General features: G+C 67.4%; 19 protein-coding genes, 1 other RNA gene and 1 pseudogene. 8 read left to right on the top strand and 13 right to left on the bottom strand.

All coding sequences use genetic code 11. The features are described 5' to 3' along the window. The first annotated feature begins 194 nt into the window (after nt 1–194). From D7Y11_RS44930 to D7Y11_RS08215, 3 genes are all read left to right on the top strand, one after another. A complete protein-coding gene (locus tag D7Y11_RS44930; protein ID WP_255431037.1) occupies nt 195–323 on the top strand; it encodes a hypothetical protein in 129 nt (42 codons plus the stop codon). A 1,065-nt stretch (nt 324–1,388) separates the two neighbouring features. Further along, nucleotides 1,389–1,718 (top strand): hypothetical protein, encoded by a 330-nt coding sequence (locus D7Y11_RS08220; RefSeq protein WP_233607234.1) that lies wholly within the window; start codon nt 1,389–1,391, stop codon nt 1,716–1,718. A 97-nt stretch (nt 1,719–1,815) separates the two neighbouring features. Further along, nucleotides 1,816–2,184 carry a DUSAM domain-containing protein gene (locus D7Y11_RS08215; protein ID WP_120579501.1) on the top strand — a complete coding sequence of 123 codons (369 nt, stop codon included), beginning with the start codon at nt 1,816–1,818 and terminating at the stop codon, nt 2,182–2,184. Here the strand turns inward: D7Y11_RS08215 and D7Y11_RS08210 are convergent. The 6 genes from D7Y11_RS08210 to D7Y11_RS08195 form a co-directional block, all read right to left on the bottom strand. Then, nucleotides 2,142–2,471, bottom strand: coding sequence for a hypothetical protein (locus D7Y11_RS08210; RefSeq protein ID WP_233597302.1), 330 nt, complete (start codon nt 2,469–2,471; stop codon nt 2,142–2,144). The genes D7Y11_RS08215 and D7Y11_RS08210 overlap by 43 nt on opposite strands. Then, a complete protein-coding gene (locus D7Y11_RS08205) occupies nt 2,472–3,101 on the bottom strand; it encodes a hypothetical protein (protein WP_120579502.1) in 630 nt (209 codons plus the stop codon). A gap of 632 nt (nt 3,102–3,733) precedes the next feature. After that, nucleotides 3,734–3,871, bottom strand: coding sequence for a hypothetical protein (locus D7Y11_RS44175; RefSeq protein WP_233604829.1), 138 nt, complete (start codon nt 3,869–3,871; stop codon nt 3,734–3,736). 18 nt (nt 3,872–3,889) lie between these two features. Then, nucleotides 3,890–4,273: an NlpC/P60 family protein gene (locus D7Y11_RS44170; protein WP_233597304.1), complete on the bottom strand. Its 384-nt coding sequence runs from the start codon at nt 4,271–4,273 to the stop codon at nt 3,890–3,892. Nucleotides 4,274–4,821: 548 nt separating this feature from the next. Then, a complete protein-coding gene (locus D7Y11_RS43210; RefSeq protein ID WP_158641905.1) occupies nt 4,822–4,968 on the bottom strand; it encodes a hypothetical protein in 147 nt (48 codons plus the stop codon). Nucleotides 4,969–4,972: 4 nt separating this feature from the next. Then, entirely contained in the window at nt 4,973–5,422 is a 450-nt protein-coding gene (locus tag D7Y11_RS08195; RefSeq protein ID WP_233607233.1) for a hypothetical protein, read from the bottom strand. Nucleotides 5,423–5,574: 152 nt separating this feature from the next. Here D7Y11_RS08195 and D7Y11_RS08190 point away from each other — a divergent pair, with 152 nt between their 5' ends. After that, the gene (locus tag D7Y11_RS08190; RefSeq protein WP_158641904.1) at nt 5,575–6,855 is read left to right on the top strand and encodes a TcdA/TcdB catalytic glycosyltransferase domain-containing protein; all 1,281 of its coding nucleotides are present in this window, start codon (nt 5,575–5,577) and stop codon (nt 6,853–6,855) included. A 381-nt stretch (nt 6,856–7,236) separates the two neighbouring features. Here D7Y11_RS08190 and D7Y11_RS08185 read toward each other — a convergent pair whose 3' ends face one another. Next, nucleotides 7,237–7,866, bottom strand: coding sequence for a hypothetical protein (locus tag D7Y11_RS08185; RefSeq protein ID WP_233604826.1), 630 nt, complete (start codon nt 7,864–7,866; stop codon nt 7,237–7,239). A 930-nt stretch (nt 7,867–8,796) separates the two neighbouring features. On the opposite strand from D7Y11_RS08185, the gene D7Y11_RS44165 reads away from it, so the two are divergent. Then, nucleotides 8,797–9,093: a transposase gene (locus tag D7Y11_RS44165; protein WP_233607232.1), complete on the top strand. Its 297-nt coding sequence runs from the start codon at nt 8,797–8,799 to the stop codon at nt 9,091–9,093. Between the two features lies 1 nt (nt 9,094). On the opposite strand, the gene D7Y11_RS08175 is transcribed toward D7Y11_RS44165, so the two are convergent. From D7Y11_RS08175 to ssrA, 5 genes are all read right to left on the bottom strand, one after another. After that, nucleotides 9,095–10,522, bottom strand: a complete 1,428-nt coding sequence (locus tag D7Y11_RS08175) for an NAD(P)/FAD-dependent oxidoreductase (RefSeq protein WP_121753737.1) — start codon at nt 10,520–10,522, stop codon at nt 9,095–9,097. Continuing rightward, nucleotides 10,519–11,832: a Dyp-type peroxidase gene (locus D7Y11_RS08170; RefSeq protein WP_120579507.1), complete on the bottom strand. Its 1,314-nt coding sequence runs from the start codon at nt 11,830–11,832 to the stop codon at nt 10,519–10,521. Before D7Y11_RS08170 ends, D7Y11_RS08175 begins: the two co-directional genes overlap by 4 nt. 1 nt (nt 11,833) lies before the next feature. Continuing rightward, entirely contained in the window at nt 11,834–12,850 is a 1,017-nt protein-coding gene (locus D7Y11_RS08165; RefSeq protein WP_199733909.1) for a hypothetical protein, read from the bottom strand. Nucleotides 12,851–12,859: 9 nt separating this feature from the next. Then, entirely contained in the window at nt 12,860–13,393 is a 534-nt protein-coding gene (locus tag D7Y11_RS08160; protein ID WP_120579509.1) for a hypothetical protein, read from the bottom strand. Nucleotides 13,394–13,927: 534 nt separating this feature from the next. Next, nucleotides 13,928–14,291: a transfer-messenger RNA gene (gene ssrA, locus D7Y11_RS08155) on the bottom strand. A gap of 158 nt (nt 14,292–14,449) precedes the next feature. On the opposite strand from ssrA, the gene D7Y11_RS08150 reads away from it, so the two are divergent. The 3 genes from D7Y11_RS08150 to D7Y11_RS08140 all read left to right on the top strand — a co-directional run bounded on the left by D7Y11_RS08150 (nt 14,450) and on the right by D7Y11_RS08140 (nt 18,518). Beyond that, nucleotides 14,450–15,457, top strand: a complete 1,008-nt coding sequence (locus D7Y11_RS08150; protein WP_126933401.1) for an NAD(P)-dependent alcohol dehydrogenase — start codon at nt 14,450–14,452, stop codon at nt 15,455–15,457. Between the two features lie 107 nt (nt 15,458–15,564). Beyond that, nucleotides 15,565–16,932: a pitrilysin family protein gene (locus D7Y11_RS08145; protein WP_126933400.1), complete on the top strand. Its 1,368-nt coding sequence runs from the start codon at nt 15,565–15,567 to the stop codon at nt 16,930–16,932. Further along, nucleotides 16,932–18,518, top strand: a complete 1,587-nt coding sequence (locus D7Y11_RS08140) for a pitrilysin family protein (protein ID WP_126933419.1) — start codon at nt 16,932–16,934, stop codon at nt 18,516–18,518. Before D7Y11_RS08145 ends, D7Y11_RS08140 begins: the two co-directional genes overlap by 1 nt. Nucleotides 18,519–18,539: 21 nt before the next feature. On the opposite strand, the pseudogene D7Y11_RS08135 reads toward D7Y11_RS08140, so the two are convergent. Then, nucleotides 18,540–18,847 (bottom strand): annotated as a pseudogene (locus D7Y11_RS08135) (DUF3616 domain-containing protein); the annotation flags it as partial.

Here is an 18,847-nt window from a genome sequence, read left to right as displayed (position 1 = left end):
AAGACGGAACCCCTTTCGAGTGGGGCGGAGTCTACCGTCCGGGCCTGGAAGCGCTCCAAATGACGGACGTGCTGCTTGCCAATCCGCGCGGCGGTCGCTCGCGCGAGTCTGGGGGGGACTTCAGGGGGCCGGGTGTCAGGCCAGCCAGGTCTCCACATCCTTCAGTTGCGACTGCGCGTCCGCGAGGAGGAACCATGACGGAGACACTGGAAGTCGTCCCACGGGAGCGAGAGGAAGGCGCGGCGGTCTTCCTGCGTTCCTGGCAGCTGACGAGGGCGCTGCTGCAGGAGCTGTCCCCCAGGGACCTGCGCACGGGGCGCTGATTCACCCAACTGCTGTCCATCGACCTGCGGCTGGCGTGCGACCTGGCCAGCGCCTTCCACATCCGCTTCGACCCGGAGGACCCCGCGGATGTCTCGCGACTCTACGCCCTCCTCCCTGGGCAGAGGGCACCTGGAAATGCTGGTGCGTCGCTACCGAGAGGAGGGCGTGGCCCACGCGCCCAAGGCCCCGGCCGCCGTGCCACGCGCATACCCGGCGGCGCGGGAACAGGAGACGCCAGCGCGCATCCACTGAGGTCCCCTCCCCTCCAGGCCCTGAAGAAGGAGCTCTGTCGTTTCAGGAGTTCCGCCGGACCTGCACGGTGATCGCGCGGCGCCCGAGCTGCCACGTTGTCGCTGGGGGCATCCATGACATCACCCGGTAGGCCCTCGCCTGGCGTTGCTGTCGGAGGTAGTTTGCAGGAGGGCTGGTTGCACCCGAGTTTGCCGGCTCGGGGATGGCCTCGAAGAGCCAGGAGTGGTGCCTCTAGCGCTCCTGGCCCTTCGCTTCCCCGACCACATCCTCTGGGTGGCAGGCGCGACGGAAGCCATCAGCCAGGGAGGTCGGTAGAACCGATACCCTCGGCGCTCGTGCCCGCGCGTGCGTGGAGAGCACCCGTCGGGGCGCGTTGTCGTCGATGGGGGTGGCCACCACGGACTCCGTCGCCATCCCGCGTGCAGCCACCGTGAAGGGGGCGGCAAAGAAAAAGCCTGGCAACCCGTACTGGATTGCCAGGCTCTTTCACTGTGGAGGCGGAGGGAATCGAACCCTCCGACCTGGGCTTGGAGAATCGCGCACTTCCCTTCACGGCCCCTCTGGGAAAGGTGAGAGCAGCGGCGCCAGAGCGCTGAACGACGCCAAGCAGCGTAACAACGTTACGCCCGTCTCCCCTGGCGCATCCGAGGTCGCTGCCTACCGCGAGAAGGTGCTGCCGGCCGACGGGCTGCCCGCGCTCATCGCGTAGAGGCGGCGTGCTCCGGGGCCGGCCTTCATGCGCGGCTCCGGCTCCCTCCTGAGAAGGATTGAAGCACAAGAAAAACGAAACTAAACAGCTATGCATGCGCAGTTTGAACACCCGATTCTTGGGCATGCTCGTGGCGGCGCTCGCGCTGGTGGGGGCGGGCTGTGGTGGCGGTGCCCATGCGCGGGCGAGCGACACCGAGCCCAGCGCCACTGCGGTGTACCTGGCCCAGGCGCAGTGCGGCCCCCAGGACTCCACGGTGAGCTGCTGCGTAAAGACGCACCCGGGCAACCCCACGCGCTGCGGGGCCACGGACTTCGAGGCAGAGGAAATCCTCTTCGGCGCCAGGGTCGCCAAGGAGCTGGCCCGCGAGGACCTGCCGGAGTGGAAGCGCTACTGCATGAACGAGTACGAGAAGTGCCAGAATCAGGACTGAATAGGCTCTTGCTACGACTGCTTCCGCCTCTGTGAGGGCCAGCAGGGGGAATGGCCGCACGACCGATGCTTCCGGCAACGGAAGGGCCGGTAGCGGCATGAGCCAGGACATCAACTGGGACGAGGTGCGTGCGCTCGCTGCGCGCATCGAGGCCGGCGAAGCACTGGCGCTCACTCCAGACGTGCGGGAGTTGCTGCTGCGTACTGCGCGCGAGGTGGCCATCCCTGAGCCGGATGCACAGGCCGCCGTCCAAGACGCGGCTACTGCGACCGCGCTTCTGCGCGAGGCTCGCTCGCGGATCCGCGAGGGCTCCATGCGCTTGGCGCGCACGAGGATGCTGGCTGGGGACCTCGCGAAGGCGGGCGATAAAGCCGGGGCCCGGAAGCTGCTGGAGGACCTGCTCGCCGTGGAGGTGGTGCCTCTCTACCGGCAGCAGGCGGAGCTGGAGTTGGAGGACCTGGACTGACCGGCGCTCACGCGCACCGCGGGCACAGCACCAGCCACTTCTTCTGGAAGCTGGTCCCGCGAGTCGTCTCCTTCAGCACGAGCGAACCCTCGCGAGGGGCCACCTGGGCGCCGCAACCGGCAGAGCCCAGCGCGGAGGTTGGGGCGCCTGCCCTGCTCGGCGCTCGCGCACACCAGGTGCCGCGTGCCGGTGGCGGCGGAGTACTCCACGTACTCGCCCTTGAGGATGCGCCCGCTGCACCCGGCCGCCGTGCACGTGCCCGCCTTCGCCGCGATGATGGTGGGCACCTACGCGCCCCACGCCGACGGGCGGCGGGACTCCACTGCGGGGAGCGCGAGCCCCATCTGAGCGCCCTGCCCCACCGGGCGCGGCCGCACATCCCGAGGCGCGGCCGCGCGGCGCTGGCGCAGTTTCCCGGAGACGCGCGCGGGCAGCTCCGGCCCGAGCCCCTTGGCGTCGAGTGCCTCGCGCATCCGCTTCAGCGCCTGTCGGTGGAGCCGCAGCACCTCGTCCTCCGACAGGCGCAGCTCCTGGGCCACAGTCCGCGCCGCGGGCTCAGCGCCCGGGCCCCGCTCGTAGCCCGCCAGCTTCTGGGCCACCACGCGCTGCAGGCGAGGCATCTGGTACAGCTCGGTGAGGGCCGCCTCGCGCTCGGCCACCAGTCGGTGACGCGCGGCCGTCGTGTTGATGGTCTCGGCGACCGCGAGCCAGCCGGCGCGCACCAGTGTGGAGCACTTCTCGAACGGGCGCAGCTCGGCGCCCGTCACCGCGGAGCGTCCTCCGGTGACGCTGCCGTAGCAGTGGTACAGCATCAGGGCGAGGGCGAGCTTGCTGGGGCTGGCCTGGGCCAGTGCCTTCTCGGCACTGGCGATGAGCTCGGGCGGAGGCGTGTACGGCGCGGGGGTGGGCGTGGACATGGGCGCTTTTCCTGGTGCGGCGGATGAGCTGCACCACGAAGAAGGGGCGCCTCGCGGGGGGCTCGCCTCTTGGTGGCTTCGGTCCTGCCTCCGCCTGAGGTCACTTGCGATATGCCAACATGGCCATCAGCCGACGGCGCTTCGCCCCCGCTGAATGGCCAAGCAACTGAAGGAGCGGATCATGCGAACAGCCCCAATCCTGCTGGCTGTCCTAGGTATCCTTGCATTTCAGCCGTCGACCCCAAATTACGGAGCGCCAACGGAGGCCGGCCAGAAGGAAAGCGCCTCGTCCGGCCAAGTAGTAGGGGGGGCCTGCACGCCCATCTCATACGCATGCGCACCAGGCAGTGGTGGGTGGCTGGTCTGTAACGCCCAGGGGGCGTGGGTATATGGGGGGGATTGTCCTCCAGGCACGAGCTGTTGGTTCTATCAGCCCGCCCTGAGCCCATATTGCGTTCCCCAAGGCTTCACACTGCCCTGATTGCAGTAAGCGCTCATGCTGCGCGTTGTTGAGTGCGGGTGGACTGCACGGCACTAGCAGGAAGGGGCGGCTCAGCGGCGTGGCAGCCAGCGCGGGTGGTCGCACTGGCCCAGGCGCCTGCCGCACAGGCGGCATCGAGGTGGCGAGCCCATCAGGAGGTGAAGGGCAGCCGGCGGAAGCCCAGGACGTCGCTCCGGTAGGCGATGCGCGGGTGCGTCTTCACGCGCGCCCCAGCCGCAGCCGCAGCCGCCAGGGTGAGCGTCGTGCTCCCGCCTCCGGAGGCTCCCATCACCACGCCCGCTCCGACTTACACCATGACGTGGTTCGGGTCGTCACGCGTCACCGGGCGCCCCTGAAGCGTCGTGTGGCCCGCGCGCCCGTACAGCACGAGGTCGCCTGGCAGCAGCTCCGCCTCCGTCGCCACGGGCGCGCAGATGTCCCAGAGGCGGTCCGTGTTGTGCGTGGCCCGCCAGTCCGGGCCGCCCACCTGGTTGAGCGCCCACGTCACGAGTCCGGAGCAGTCGAAGAGGCGCGGGCCATCCGCTGGCACGCGCTGCCCCTTTGCGCCCCACCGGTAGGGCGAATGCATCTGGGCGAGGACGAGGGCGAGGAAGGCGGCGCGCTGCGAGGTGATGATGGGCACGGTGGACTCCGGGGACTGCGACGTGTTCCCCGGAGAAGGGGTGCCCATTGGCTCACCGCGAATGGCAGCGCCATCCTGGCGAGGCAGCACCAACCCTCAAACCAGGAGAAACGGATGCGAGTGGCAATCATTGCCGGGCTGATGACTGTGGGGCTGATACTCGGCTGCGGCGGCCCTGAAGCAGAGGGAACGGCAGAAGCCAGCGATGGGCGAGCGGATAGTGCTTCAGCTCAATCAGCGTCCGCCGACTGCTACGATGCGTGCAGCGAAAAGCTGAGGATTTGTTATCGAAAAGGGGGCGGCATAAACGAATGTTTTGCCGCATTCGAAGCATGCGAGGCGAAGTGCGAGCTGGCGGGAGCTGCCCCCTCCCGCCAGGACGAGAGCGCAAAGGTTCTCGCGGCAGGCCTCCCACCCGACAACACCTGCCACGTCTGGTGTGACGTCGGCCCTCGCGCGGGCTATCGAACGTCCGCCTACGCCGGCAGCATCGCGGCATGCTTTGCCTTCGCCCGTGATGAGTGTGGAGAATCGGGCACGTACACGTACAACGGCCAAGCCTGGGCCTTTTGATCTGCCACGGCAAGGGATGAGGCTCAAGGGTGGCCAGGGCTTGCGTCCTTGGCCACCACGTTGGCGGCATGCTGCATCTGCCGAGAGGTGCGCTCCCCCATCAGCAGCGTGACGTGGTTCACCGCCTGGTGCAGCCGCGGCCGCGCGGCGCCCATCCAGTCCTGAGCCATCCCCTCATATGAAGCCAAGCGCTTCTTTGAAGACAGGGTGACAATGGAGGAGTTCGGCGAAGCGCTCGACGAGAGGCCGCAATCGTTCCTCCTTCATCATGGGAATGGCTTGGTAATACATGCAGCCCTGCCGGAAGAGCGAGTAGGTGCGCGTCTTGGCTGTGTTGGCCTTCAAGCCCTTTTCCATCCCCAGACTCTCCCCAGCGGCGCCCAGCAGCGTCAGCAGCACCTGGGCCAAGGCACTCACCAGCAGCAGCCTGCCTCTGCGCTCGGGACTCTTCACACGCACCGAGGACAGTCCCATCCCGAATCTCAAGTCCTTGACGTCCCGGAATGTCTCCTCGCACGAGAAGCGTCGGGCATAGAGGTCCACCACCTGGCGTGCGCTGACAGCCCCCAGGCTGGGGGCCAGACACCACGGCTCCTTCATTCCCTTCTGGCGCACCAGCACCACCGCGGGCACCGGAAGGTCGGCTGGAGCGCTACGGACAGCTTTCGCTATACTCACCCTCCTCCTAGGAAAACGCCGGGGGTGTGAACATGGGCATCAGGGGCAAGTGCTTCAACAAGCGATACAACGAACCGCCCAGGCCGTGTCCGTTATTCATGCAACAGCAGGATACAGATGATGGTCTGTGCGCCACCTGCCGCGAAGCGCTGAAGGCTCCAACCGCGCCCAAGTTCGAAGCCCCCAAGACGCCCTACCTCAAGAAGAAACCCACGCCCTCAGGGGTCGTCGAAAAGAAGAGCACCGCCCCGAGGCAGGTGTCCTCCACGTCCACCAGCCTGCCGCCCGTCGAGATGATCTCGGCCCGGGAGCTCACGAAGCCCGCGAACCTTCCTCTCAGGGATGCAATGCATGTGGAAGTGAAGGGGCGTGGAAAGCTCTTCGGCCAGCTCGCCAGCCCGTCGGATGCGCCTACGCTGAAGGTGCGCGTGGGTGGCACCACGAACCAGCATGTCTGGGTCAACGCCCAGGACGTGGTCCCGCACCCCACCCTCCAGGCCATGCGCGAGAACGAGGTCTCACGCGAGGCCTTCTCCCAGGCGCTCTGCCGGCTGACCTGCGACGAGCAGCCGCGGCTTCACATCATCTGGTTCGGGAGCGCGCTGCCCGAGGCCCGGATGAAGGCCCTGGACACCTGGATCAGCGCATTCGACCCCGGCCTCCAGGTGTATGTCTGGGCGGACTCACGTGTTCGCGGCTGGGACGCCATCAAGTCGCAGTTCTTCGGCAAGTCCCGATGCAAGGTGTTCGATGCCAGCGTGGCGCTGGCCGCGGCCTGTCAGGCGATGTGGACCGATGCCTATGAGAAGGAAATCGGGCTCAGGCCCCGCATGGAGGGCGCCGAGTGCTTTGTCGCGTCCGCGGCTGCTTCGGATGTGCTGCGCCTGGTGGTTGTCTACCTGTACGGGGGCCTCTACCTGGACATGGACATGCCCATGGCCCGGGATTGGAAGAAGAGGAACATCTCCTTCCCGCTGAACGAGCACGGCTTCGCGCTTCTGCGGTGGCAGAACGGGCATCCCGTCAACGCGGGCATGGCCGCCCGTCCGAATTCTCCCAAGCTGGCCAAGGTCATCCATGCGTACGTGGAGGCGATGGCGAACTACCTGTCGTTGTACCTCTCCGACAAGGACCTCCAGCTCATCACCCAGACGATGCGCGGAAACCACGACAAGTGGACGGAGGAGATGCCGGTGTTTCTCACGGCGAAGAATTTCACGATGTTCAGGACAGGTCCCGACGTCCTCAATGAGGCCGTCACACTGGTCCTCGGCGCGCCAATGATCACCTGGGAAAGAAATTATCAGTTCGCCGTGGAAGGCATGCATTACGGCAATGAACTCTCGTGGCTATCCCCCAGGGCCATGTGGTTCCCGTAGGGAGCCCTCTGCGCAAAAGTGGCGAAACCCCGGGTCCAGCGCCATGCGCGAGGCCAACTCGTCCGACAGCCCCCGAGCTCGGCCCAAAGAAAAAGCCTGACAACCCGTACTGGATTGCCAGGCTCCTTCACTGTGGAGGCGGAGGGAATCGACCCCTCGGGCAGTTACCCCCTATCACGGCCTCTGGGCGCTCGCGTTCGGCAACGGCCTCATGAACCAGCCACCCGTACGCTGTTCTTCACCGCGGATCCGGAGATGGAGTCCCAGGCGCTGAGCCTCTCGCGGTCGAAGCAGGAAACATTCCAGGGATGCGCCCGGGGAAGCCTGCCCCGGGCGCATCCAGCTTCCTGTCGGTGACCGCCCCCCGCTGGGAGCTTGTCGCTACCAGATGCAGCTGAGGAATCCGCCGGGGGTGAACACCGGGATGGAGCTCAGCGCGCCATCCGGAACCTCACCGTGCGCGGTGGCGGCCACGGGCGACCGATACATACCGGGGAGAGAGGAGTTGATATACCCCAGACTATACACGGTGCTGCTCGAGCGCTCGCGCAAGAGAGCGCCGCACCAGGGCTCGTGCGTGTTGTTGGCAAGCGTTCCCAAGGGGACGATCTTCACGCTGGACGCGCCCCCGTAGTAGGCGAGGTCCGACGCATTGGTGATGGGGTACTTGGCGCCCGCGATCCAGAGATAGACTTGGCTCCCCGTGCGCTCCTGGACCAGGACCTTGTAGGAGTAGTTGAAGAACGTATCACTCCAGCCGGCGTTCGGGATGTTGTTGACGGTCCTCCAGTCATCCCAGTAGTCCAACTCCGTGGGACTCGGAATCCACCAGAACATCTCTCCCACCACGACATAAATCGCAGAGAAGCCAATCTGGCGGAGCAGCGTGCCCTCCTGGGGAATCTCCGCATAGGAATCGATGGTGGCCTGGGACAGCACCACCGTGCTGGCGGAGGAATAATTGCTCCACTGCGCGGGAGGGATGAAGAACCGCGCGCCACCCGCCACCACGTATCGGTTTGTCGTGTCCGTGCTGAGGAGAACGTAACCGTCCGGGATGGGCGCGTAGCCCGCGAGGGCCTGAGCACCAAAGAGACTCAGCCCCAGAGCGAGCCAACGAGGAAATATTGCGAGAAACGAGACAACGCGCACGGATTCATCTCCATTCAAGGGTGGGTGCTGCCGAGCGGACCGGGTATCCGGGGACAAGGCGATTCCGCTGACAGCCGCTGGGGGCGGACAATGATTCGCACTCCCAGGAACTGACGTCGCCCGGGCCGGTGGCGACGCATTGAAAGGTAGAGCAAAGCAAACCAATGGAGCAACAAGTGTTTGCCTTGTGAACGCTATCGCCAGGATTTGCAGCTTCACCAGGAAGCGAATTGCAACAGGACTGGAGAAGTCCAGAGCAGGTGCCGGAACCGGGCCCGCCCAAGGCCCCTGGCCATGAAGGCTCCCAAGACCAGAGGTGAGAGGCCATTCGCGCGCAGGGCTCGTTGAACCCGTAATGCCATGCACGGGAGCCTCCGCGGCCACACCGCCCACCATGCTCCAGCCGCAAAGCAAGAGGCCAGCCCAGGCGGAGCAAGGACTCCTCACTGGTTTTCATCGGAGAATCCCCCACTTCGAGTGGAGTTGGATTCCCACCATGATCTGGTGGGTCATGCGATGGAGTAGGGGCAGCTCTGATCAGGCAGGAGCGGCCTCGAACCTCGCGAGCCCCGCCTCCGCACCGGCCTCATCCATGGCCCGGGTGTAGCCGCGGGTGACGGGCTCCCTACCGGCAGTGGACGCTGTCCTTTCCGCATCGGGTGCGGTGGGTGCTGCTCAAGGACGTGGGGCTACTCTCGGACGTCCTCACCCTCTTCCTGCGCGCGGTGTTCGCCCTGCAGCGCCGGAAGGCCACGACGGCATGGCCTACGTGGTGGGCAGGTCGGGGCCGTGTCGTTCATCCAGTTCTTCGGCTCCGCCTTGCAGGTGACTCCTCATTTCCACTCGCTGGTGCCGGACGGCGTCTTCGTGCCGCGGGAGGGCGGCGTGCGCTTCGAGCCGTTGCCTCCGCCCACGCAAGCAGAGGTGGAGCGACTGCTGCGGGTGGCGCGTCACCGGGTGCTACGCCTGCTGGAGAAAAGAGGGGCCCTGCCCGCGCAAGGGCCCGAGGACGCGCTGCAGACATACCAGGCGCACTCCCTGCAGCAGCGGCTGCGCCCGTTCGTGCTGGCCGAACGGCCACGCTGAGTCAAAGCAGCTCCGCGAGGCGAGCCCGGTCCACGTCGACCTGGAGCTGGCGGGCGGCGATGGCCGCCGCACGACCCAGGACGCCGGTATAGGTGGGGAACGAGAGCGGAACTCGAGCCAGTTCCTCCACCCGCATCCCCGCGGCGATGGCGATCGCCGCGGTCTGGACCAGATCGACCGCCCGCTCACCCACCACGTGGCAGCCGAGGAGCTTCCGCGTGGCGCGGTCGACGATGAGCTTGCAGAACCCGGTCGTTCGACCATCGATGAGGGTCCGCGTCGTCGAGTCGAAGCGGACCACCGCCACCACGACGTCGTGCGCTTGACGTGCCTTCGCTTCGGTCAGGCCCGCCTGCGCGTACTCGGGATCGGTGAAGCTGCCAATCGGACACACCTCGTCCGTGACGGAGATCATCGGTGCTCGTGCCGCGTTGGAGCCCGCGACGAACCCGTCCTGCAACGCCTGGGGGACCAGCATCCGGCGCCCTGTCACGTCTCCGGCGGCGAAGATGTGCGGCACGGAGGTGCGCAGCTGGGCATCGACGCGTACGAAACCCCGCGAGTCGGTCTCGACGCCCGCGGCCGCGAGGTTGAGCGCGGAGGTGTCAGCCCTCCAGCCCACGGCGACGACGACGAGCGCGGCCTCGGCGCTGTCTCGCACGCCGTCCCTGGAGAAGACCATCCGCACGCCCCCTGGCATCGTTTCGAAGCGTTCAATCGTGCCGAAGGCCTCGCGCACCACAATACCGGCCTGACGGAAGGACTCCGCGACGGCGGCGGACACGTCTTCGTCCTCGGTCGGCAGGATGCGTGCTCCCGCCTCGAAGAGCTGAACCTGTGTGCCGAACGCGGCGAAGACCGACGCCACCTGGACTCCCGTGGCGCCACTGCCGACGACCACCATCGACGGCGGAACGGTGGTCAGGCTCCACGCATCGCTGTGGGTCTTCGTGAGCTCGAATCCCGGGATGGGGAGGCGCCGGCTCACGCCACCGGTGCAGAGGATGAACTTCTCCGCTCGAAACCGGAGCCCGCGCTGGGTTTCGAGGGTGTGCGGGTCCACGAAGCGCGCGGCGCCGACGTGCTCGTGCACGGTGACCCCCGCCGCGGCGATCTGCTCACGCAGGGCCGCGTGAGTGCGAACGTCGCCGGCCACTTCGCGCACGCGCTTGAGCAGCCGCTCGTAGTCCAGCACGGGCTCTGTCACCGCGATGCCATAGCGCCCCAGTTGCCGGGCGTCGCGGAGCAACCGCGCCGCCTGCGCCAGCGTCCTCACCGGAACCGGTCCGTCGTGGGCCGCCATGCCGCCGAACGCGTCGCGGGTGACCAGGGCGGTCCGGGCGCCCAGGTCGCCAGCGCGGAGCGCCGCGAGCAGTCCCGCGGGTCCGGCACCGATGACCACGACGTCCATGGGCGCTGAACCATTCATGTCCGGAGCTCCGCCAGCCACCGCAGCGCGCGCAGCCCGGGCATGAAGCAGTACTCGCCTCCGCGCGTGACCACGAACCGCGGAAGGCCCTGCAGACGCCTGGGGATGGGCCGGTTCGGGAAGGAGAAGGCGCCCGCTCCGTCGTGCGCGCCAGCGACGGGGTCCTTCGCGTCGCCCAGCCCCAGGAAGTCACCGCCGTTGGCCCACTCCGCTTGCACGAACTCGAACTGCCGTCCGAGGTGCGCGCCGATGAAGGCGAACATCAACCCTCGCTCGGCGCCATCGTCCTCGAGGACTCCGTCGGGCAGCTCGGGGCCGTAGGCGGTTCCGCGCCGGATCATCCGATGGAGCCTGACCACGCCAGCGACAGACGCGTCGCGGGGGTTCGTTCGCCGGATGTGCGACCCGCGAGGCGTCTTGTATCCGGTCGGGTCATCTGAATAGTGGAAGTCATTGTTGCGCGACGCATCGGCGCCCAGGCCGGGAGCGTTATGGTAGGGGCACAGCGCCAGCGGCGCGCCGCTCCGCCACCTCCCCATCATCTTCGCTGCCAGGACCTCCTCGTCCTCCGGGCTGTTCGCGGCGTTCTTCAGGTACTGCCTGAACGCGGCCACCCGCTGATGAAGCTTGCGGAAGGCGACGTACGTTCCATTGCGCCCCAGGACGTCAGGCCGGGGCATCGGAGGTACGCCGCCCGTCTCATCAGGGTAGCCGAGGACGAATTCGCCCGACCTGAGCGGCGCCTCATGGGGATTGCTCCCTGGAATGCCGCTCCCCTCGACGGCCGGATGGCTGATGCCGTCCCTGAACCCGAACGGCTCCTTGCCCGTGCTCAGTGCGTGGCAATCCTGACGCCAGATGGCCTGGATGCCGCCAAGCTCCCGCAGAGCCGTGTGCGCGCGGTCCAGCGCGGCTTCGAGCCGGGCCTGATCCGGCGAAAGCGCTGTCAACACGACGTGAACCTCGCTCGTTCCCAGCGGAGGTTCCCAGTGTTCGGGGCTGCTCTCACCGTCGTCGTACAGGGCCTTCGCCCGGGCGGCCATGCCCTGCCGGAACTCCCACGCGAAGCTGTCCAGGGAGTCCTGCGGTACACCCAGCGCCTCAAGCCCGTGATACGTGAGCGCGACGCCGAGCCCGCCGTCACTCATCGGGCTGCTCGGATGGCCGGCCGTGGTCACCACCGAGCCGAGCCGCCTCATCAACTCCCGTCCCGCGCTCCGTTCGTCGATGCGCAAGAGGATGTAGGTCGCGACGTACGGAGACGGCCGGGGCCGCAGCACTCCGCTCTGGATGTCGTCCAGTTCGAGCATCTCAATGGGCCGTGGCGAGGTTCTTCCAGAAGCGCACGAGGCTCTCGTCCGCCCCGAACAAGGTGCTGAAGATGGTGGAATCAGCCACCAGTACATCGCCGGCCCTGCCGTCGCCCGGCGGCATCCACACCAGCGCATTGAACTCGGTGTTTCCCGCGTTCGTGAACGGATGGGGCCGGGTCCGGTCGATGGGCTGCTTCGCCAGGACGCGAGCCGAACGGGAATCCTCCTGGGTGACCGCGTAGTGCGGCAGGTGCATGTGGAAGTTGAAGTTCTGGACCCCGGTAAGCCAGCCGCGCGTGTCCAGGTCCGACATCACCGTCAGCGGGACGCTCCGGTTCGTTCCTTCAACGACGGCGGGACGGAGACCCCAGCGATTCTCCACGGGGATTCCCAGCCCTTTCATCAATGAGCGCGTATAGCCGCCGAAGCGTTGCTGACGCGGCACCAGCGCGTCGCCGTGGTGGGCGTATTCCAGGGCGCGCTCGTCCAGGTCCGGTGAGTGCCCGACGTCGTGGTGCGGGCCCATCACCAGACAGGTGCCTTCGCGCTCGAGGAATGCGCGGACCGCTTCTATCTCCTCCGGGGCGGCCACCTGTTCGGTGACATCGTGGTCCAGCCCGAAGACGAGCAGCGTGTCCGCATCCGCGAGGACCCGCTCGTCGAGCGGCAGGGGGAAGCCCGCCTGGTCGACCCGCTGGAACATGGGCACCTTGTGCCCGGTGACCTCTTCGATGACCTGCTGGAACTTCACCCACGCCCAGAAGAAGAGCTCCAGGGAGCCCGCGATTCCCTGCTGGAACCTCCGCGGATCCGCCCACTGCGGGGACTCATAGTTGGGCCAGAGCACCCGGCGGACCTCGGTCATCGTCGAGAACCGATTGTCCATCTCGGCGGGGTTGCGATTGGCTTCTCCGGGGTAGCTCCAGGACGTGTAGACGCTGACCCGCCGATGGCTCCTCGAGTATTTCCTCGGCGCGTGGTTCTGGTTGTAGGTCCGCCCGGATGGCTCGCTCATGACAGGTCCCTACTGCATCTGCTCGAGCATCTCGGTGAACGAGGCCTTGAGCTTCAGGGCCTTCTTGATCTCATCGCTCGTGAAGTACGGATACTCGCCGTATTCGAGAAAGCTGGTGCACTGATGGTCCCGGAGGAACTTGACGAACGCAGGCGCGTTGGTCTTCCAGTCCAGGGGAAACCCCTCGAGGTTCTCGAAGGCGGTATTGATGCCTGACTTCGTGAAGAGAACGACCGCGTCCTCGGTGTATTTGTCGAAGTCGGTATCGAAGATGCCCTGATACATGAACCGGGTGTCGTCATCGAAGAGCACCCAGCGGAGGTAGTGGAGCTTGAGCGGTGCGAGAAGGTCAGGGGCGCCCTTGAGCGCTTCGGCCAGACTCTGGCCGTAGCCGCGCAGCGTATCGGCGCGCCCCGGCTTGACGTTGGCGACGATCGTGAAGCCATAACAGGCGGGGGTCTTCGGGAAGATGGGACCGTACTTTCCCTTCTCGAGGTGGTCCGTCGACCTGGGTATCGCCATGGCCTGGGGTTTGATCTCCATCGCCCGTCTCCCTTTGCTCGTGCACTTCAAGCTCGGGGTGGGGATCCGCACCTGCAAGTACGGCATCGCCTTCGAGCGGGAGAGCACAGGCTGTCCCGTCGTCTCGGCACGCAGGGCCGCGAAGGCATGCCGCGGCCGGCAGCGCGTGCTTCGGTGCGAGGGACGCCATGCCATCCCTGCCAGGCAGAGGAGGGGGCCGCTGCCCGGTACCCCACGCGGAGCCCACGGGCCCGCGACACCGGTCAGCCAACGTACGCCGCGAGGTGCTTGCCGGTCAGGGTTGAAGGCTTCGCGACCAGCTGGGCCGGGGTGCCTTCGAACACGATCCGCCCGCCGGCGTGGCCTGCGCCTGGCCCCAGGTCGATGATCCAGTCCGCGTGCGCCTCAACCCCTCACAGGAAGTGCAGGAACTAAAGCGCATCGGCTGAACCCTTTCACGCGACAACTACATTGACGCTCACCGCTGAGGGCCCATGCGGAAACGCAGCCAAAGAAAAAGCCTGGCAACCCGTACTGGATTGCCAGGCTCTTTCACTGTGGAGGCGGAGGGAATCGAACCCTCGTCCGAAAGCCGTCGGCTCTTCGACCCTACGTGCGTAGTCCGCGATTTGCTACGTCACCAGGGCTCCCACGGACGGGATACCTGATGCCGGTCCTGGAAAGATCTCGTCACCTCGGGCCCAGGCACCCTTGGCGACCAGTCCGCATTATGACGGCCCATCCCCACCCCACGGACCGAGAGCAGGGGGACCGCGCACTAAAGACTGCTAATTAGGCAGCCAGCGCGAGCTCAACGTTGTCGTTGGCTTTTGTGATGTTGTCGGCAGTTTTACGAGCACCCAACAAGCTCGGCACGCGTCTCGAACGTCATTGCCCCCGTCGAAGCCAGGTCGCCCCCGGTTCGATGTACGTCATGCGGCCCCAGCTGCTCCGCACCCGTCCTACATTAACCGCTGAACGCCCTCCGTCAATCCTCCTGAAGGCACGGCGGTCACTCCTGCGACATTCCCTCCCCTGCCTGCCCCACAGGCAGCCCCTTCCTTCCGGAGTCCCCCCATGCAGGCGTACGAGCTCCACACCCCCACCGGCTCCTCCAGTTGGACCCTCGTGGACGCGCCCCAGCCCCAACCGGGCCCCGGCCAGGCGCTCGTCCGCATCCACGCTGTCTCCCTCAACTACCGCGACCTCATCATCGCCCGCGGCACCTACCCCGGCCTCAAGCTCCCCCTCATCCCCTGCTCCGACGGCGCCGGCCAGGTCGTCGCCGTGGGATCCGGCGTCACCCGCGTGAAGGTCGGCGACCGCGTCGCCCCCACCTTCTTCCAGGTCTGGACCGACGGCGAACGCACCCCGGAGAAGGTCGCCCACGCGCTCGGTGGCGGCGTCCCCGGCGTCCTCGCTGAATACGTCTGCGTGGACGCCGAAGGGCTGGTGCTCCTCCCGGACTGGCTCTCCTATGAGGAGGGCGCCACCCTCCCCTGCGCCGCCGTCACCGCCTGGAACGCGCTCGTCCCCCAGGGCGGCCTCAAGCGCGGTCAGACCGTGCTCGCGCAGGGCACCGGCGGCGTGTCCATCTTCGCCCTCCAGTTCGCCCGCATCCTTGGTGCCCGCGTCCTCATCACATCCAGCCAGGACGACAAGCTCCAGCGCGCGAAGCAGCTGGGCGCGCAGGGGCTCATCAACTACCGCCAGACTCCGGACTGGGAGGAGGCCGTGCTCACCCTCACCGGCAACCAGGGCGTGGACCATGTGCTGGAGGTCGGTGGCGCGGGCACGCTGCCCCGCTCCATCGCGGCCACCAAGGAGGGCGGCCACATCGCGCTCATCGGCCTGCTCACCGGCGCCCCCGGCAAGCCGGACACCACCGCCACCAGCGCCAAACACCTGCGTGTCGTCAGCACCTACGTGGGCAGCCGCGAGATGTTCGAGGACATGCTCAAGGCCATGTCCCAGGAACAGACCCGGCCCGTCATCGACCGCGTCTTCCCCTTCGCCCAGGCTCGCGAAGCGCTCCAGTACATGGAGTCCGGCGGCCACTTCGGGAAGATCGTCATCACCCTGTGAGGCGTGGCTCTGGCGCACAGGTGACATGCGCCGACAGAAAGCCACCCACCCCCGCCCTACCTCCGGCGTAACGTCCCGCGCGTTCCCAGCACCGAAAGGGTCCGCGCATGCGCCGCTTGTTGCCCCTCCTGCTGCTGCTCCTGATGATGCCGGCGCTGCCGGCGTCCGCGCAGCAGCCTCCAGACGCCTCCCGCTTCTTCCCCTACACGCTGAACACCACGCGCCTGCCCAACGGGCTCACCGTGGTGCGCGTGCCGTTCAACTCTCCCGGCATCGTCGCGTACGTCACCGCCGTGCGCGTGGGTTCGCGCAACGAGGTGGAGCCCGGCCGCACCGGCTTCGCCCACTTCTTCGAACACATGATGTTCAAGGGGACCAAGGCGAACCCGGAGGGCCAGCGCGAGCGAATCCTCGGCGGCTTCGGCTTCGACGACAACGCGTTCACCACCGACGACCTCACCGTGTACCAGGTGTACGGCCCCACCGCCGGCCTGGAGAAACTCATCGCGCTGGAGGCCGACCGCTTCCAGAACCTGGAGTACTCCGAGCCGGCCTTCCAGACGGAGGCGCTCGCCGTCCTGGGCGAGTACCACAAGAACGCCGCGGGCCCGGACCTCAAGCTGGAGGAGGCCCTGGCGAAGACGGCCTTCACCCGCCACACGTACCAGCACACCACGCTCGGCTTCTACGAGGACATCCAGGCGATGCCCAAGGCGTACGCGTACAGCCGCTCGTTCTTCGAGCGCTGGTACACGCCCGCCAACACCACCCTCTTCATCGTGGGTGACTTCAACGACGCGCAGGTCGTCTCGCAGGTGACCAAGGCCTACGGCGGATGGCAGCGCCAGCCCACCAGCGTCATCATCCCCACCGAGCCCCCGCAGACGAGTCAGCGCACCGTCCACGTGGACTGGCCGCAGCCCACGCAGCCGCGCCACGTGCTCGCATGGCACACGCCCGCCGCCCGCGCGGACACGGCCGACGCCGCCATCCAGACCATCCTCGCCGAGTACCTCGTGGGCGACACCAGCCCCGCGTACAAGGAACTGGTGCTGGAGAAGCAGTACGTCGAGTCGCTGAACGTCTACACGACGCCGCACCGCGACCCGTACCTGTTCCCCATCGACGCCACGTTGCAGGACGAGAAGTTCCGCGCCGACGTGGACGCCGTGCTGCGCCGCGAGGTGACGGCCGTGGCCGGCGCCCCGGTGGACGGCGTGCGCTTGAAGGCCATCCAGGACCACCTGCGCTATGGCCTGCTGATGGACCTGGAGACGCCGCGCGACGTGGCCATCGACCTGGCCCTCTACGCGGGCGTGATGGGCCGCCCCGACGCGCTCGCCAGCTATCTGAAGCAGCTGGGCAGCGTGACACCCCAGCAGATCACCCTGTTCGCGAGGAAGTACCTCGAGGACAAGAACCTCACCGTCCTCACCCTCACCCCCAAGGCCGTCGCCGCCGGAGGGACGCCGTGATGAAGACCCGCGCCATCGTGTCGCTCGTCCTGGCCGCCGCGCTGTCACTCGCCGGCTGCGCCCACCACAAGCCTCCCGAGGAACCGCCCCCGACTCCGACTCCCACGCCGCCTCCCGAACCGGGCTCCGTGCCCGCGGTGCCGCTGAATGAGCCGCCGCCGATGCACCTCGTGGTGCAGGCCCGTGCGGACACGCCCATCGTCAGCCTGCGGCTCGTCTTCCACACGGGCTCCATCGACGACCCGAAGGGCAAGGAGGGCCTCACCGCCCTCACCGCGAAGCTGATGGCGGAGGGCGGCACGCAGCGGCTCACCGCCGCGCAGCTGCTGGAAGCGCTCTACCCCATGGCCGCCGAGCTCAAGGTCTTCACCGACAAGGAGATGACCACCCTCTCCGGCCGCGTCCACCAGGACTTCCTGCCCGCGTTCCTGCTGCTCTTCACGGACACGCTGCTCCAGCCCCGCTTCGACCCCGCGGAGTTCGAGCGCCTGCGCGCCAACGCGCTCAATGCCGTGCGCAACGGCCTGCGCAGTGAAGACGACGAGACGCTCGGCAAGGTGGGCCTGGACGCGCTCATCTACGCGGGGCACCCGTACGCCCACTACACCGGCGGCACCGTGCAGGGGCTCCAGTCCCTCACGCTGGAGGACGTGAAGGCGCACGCGCGCCGCGTCTTCACGCAGGACCGGCTCGTGATTGGGCTCGCGGGCCCGGTGGACGCGAACCTCCAGCAGACCATGACGTCGCGCCTGAGCGCGCTGCCCGCCAAGGGCGCGCCCCGGGTGGAGCTGCCCACCGTGAAGTCCTCCGCGGGGCGCACGCTCATCCTCCAGAAGCCCACGCTCTCCACCGCCGTGAGCATGGGCTTCGTCACGCCGATGCGCCGGGGTGACCCGGACTTCTTCCCGGTGGCCTTCGCGCTGTCGAACCTGGGCGAGCACCGCCAGTTCATCGGCGTGCTCTTCAACGAGCTTCGCGAGCAGCGCGGCCTCAACTACGGCGACTACGCCTACGCCGAGCACTTCATCGAGGACCGGGGCAACGGCACCTTCAACCGCACCAACCTGGTGCGCACCCAGCAGGACGTGTCCATCTGGCTGCGCCCCGTGGTGCCCGCCAACGGCGTGTTCGCCACGCGCAGCGCGGTGTTCTTCCTGGAGCGCATGTCGAAGGAGCCCCTCACCCCGGATCGCTTCAACCTGGTGCGCGGCTTCCTCCAGGGCTACACGCGCCTGTGGGAGCAGACCGACCAGCGGCGGCTGGGCTTCGCCATCGACTCGCTCTACTACGGCACGCCTGACTTCCTGAACGCCTACCGCTCCGCGCTGACAACGATGACGCCGGAGTCCGTGCAGGCCGCCGTCAAACGGCAGCTGGCGCCGGAGAAGCTGGCGCTCGTGTACGTCACGGAGGATGCGCAGGGGCTGGCGGAGAAGCTGAAGTCCGGCGCGCCTTCGCCCATCACCTACGCGTCGCCCAAGCCGCCGGAGCTGCTCAAGCTGGATGAACTCATCATCCAGCAGAAGCTGCCGGTGCGTCCGGACGCCGTGCAGATTGTCCCGGCGTCTGGGTTCATGGAGCGCTGACGTCCGCGCGCCTTCCGGCGCTCAGGGGTTTTCCGGCAACGCCGTCCACACGCCGCGGAAGCGCTTGAGCGCCGGATCCTTCTGGCGCTTGCACTCCACGCCGTCCACCTGCACGGTGCCGTCGTCGCTGAGCAGCAGGATGTCCTCCGACGTGTCGGGCGTGAAGAACGCCTCCGGGTTCACGCCGGACAGGTCCACCGACGTCACCGGCACCGGCGCGTCGTCTCCGCCCTTCCAGGTGAACAGGCGCGACTTCGCCTCGGAGGCGGTGGCCCCCGCCATGATGAGGTAGCGCCCCCGCCACGACGACAGCGAGCGGATGCCCAGCC

Source organism: Corallococcus sp. AB018 (assembly GCF_003986945.1).
Lineage (GTDB): Bacteria > Myxococcota > Myxococcia > Myxococcales > Myxococcaceae > Corallococcus > Corallococcus exiguus.
Note: the sequence above shows the minus strand (reverse complement) of the source record. Positions and strands in the feature narration are given on the sequence as shown.

Coding starts and splice junctions, on each gene's coding strand:
- D7Y11_RS44930 (WP_255431037.1), top strand. CDS start 195: ATGACGGAGACACTGGAAGTCGTCCCACGGGAGCGAGAGGAAGGCGCG.
- D7Y11_RS08215 (WP_120579501.1), top strand. CDS start 1,816: ATGAGCCAGGACATCAACTGGGACGAGGTGCGTGCGCTCGCTGCGCGC.
- D7Y11_RS08205 (WP_120579502.1), bottom strand. CDS start 3,101: ATGTCCACGCCCACCCCCGCGCCGTACACGCCTCCGCCCGAGCTCATC.
- D7Y11_RS44175 (WP_233604829.1), bottom strand. CDS start 3,871: ATGGGAGCCTCCGGAGGCGGGAGCACGACGCTCACCCTGGCGGCTGCG.
- D7Y11_RS44170 (WP_233597304.1), bottom strand. CDS start 4,273: ATGGGCACCCCTTCTCCGGGGAACACGTCGCAGTCCCCGGAGTCCACC.
- D7Y11_RS43210 (WP_158641905.1), bottom strand. CDS start 4,968: ATGGCTCAGGACTGGATGGGCGCCGCGCGGCCGCGGCTGCACCAGGCG.
- D7Y11_RS08190 (WP_158641904.1), top strand. CDS start 5,575: ATGCAACAGCAGGATACAGATGATGGTCTGTGCGCCACCTGCCGCGAA.
- D7Y11_RS08175 (WP_121753737.1), bottom strand. CDS start 10,522: ATGAATGGTTCAGCGCCCATGGACGTCGTGGTCATCGGTGCCGGACCC.
- D7Y11_RS08170 (WP_120579507.1), bottom strand. CDS start 11,832: ATGCTCGAACTGGACGACATCCAGAGCGGAGTGCTGCGGCCCCGGCCG.
- D7Y11_RS08165 (WP_199733909.1), bottom strand. CDS start 12,850: ATGAGCGAGCCATCCGGGCGGACCTACAACCAGAACCACGCGCCGAGG.
- D7Y11_RS08160 (WP_120579509.1), bottom strand. CDS start 13,393: ATGGAGATCAAACCCCAGGCCATGGCGATACCCAGGTCGACGGACCAC.
- D7Y11_RS08150 (WP_126933401.1), top strand. CDS start 14,450: ATGCAGGCGTACGAGCTCCACACCCCCACCGGCTCCTCCAGTTGGACC.
- D7Y11_RS08145 (WP_126933400.1), top strand. CDS start 15,565: ATGCGCCGCTTGTTGCCCCTCCTGCTGCTGCTCCTGATGATGCCGGCG.
- D7Y11_RS08140 (WP_126933419.1), top strand. CDS start 16,932: ATGAAGACCCGCGCCATCGTGTCGCTCGTCCTGGCCGCCGCGCTGTCA.